The organism is Psychrobacter sp. TB20-MNA-CIBAN-0197, from assembly GCF_040309765.1.
Classification (GTDB): Bacteria; Pseudomonadota; Gammaproteobacteria; order Pseudomonadales; family Moraxellaceae; genus Psychrobacter; species Psychrobacter submarinus.
In genome coordinates this window covers 1-249 of record NZ_JBEOPC010001126.1, presented here as the reverse complement: position 1 = coordinate 249, position 249 = coordinate 1, and the positions used below count along the sequence as shown (strand labels likewise).

Sequence of the window (249 nt, the reverse complement as noted above, 5' to 3'; positions counted from 1 at the left end):
GACGCAGATACAGTTGTGCCATCAGTTCTTGCGCCGGCTTGTCCCACAAGGCGTTAAGATAAGCAGTTGCTGCTGCGGTAGAGCCTTTTTTATCCGTTACTGAACTCACGATTGCCACTGGGTTATCAATGTTAACGGAGTAGCTGGGATAAACAATCTCAACCTTACCTTTGGCATGCTGCGTGACGACCAGATGCGCTTCATTTTCTGTGGTAATCAGTACATCACCTAAGCCGCGCTGGGTAAAGC

Annotated in this window: 1 protein-coding gene; it reads right to left on the bottom strand. The window is 49.0% G+C overall.

Annotated elements, in window-relative coordinates:
• The coding region (locus AAEY83_RS17440) for a substrate-binding domain-containing protein (protein WP_351061200.1) at positions 1–249 on the bottom strand (249 nt) is incomplete at both ends.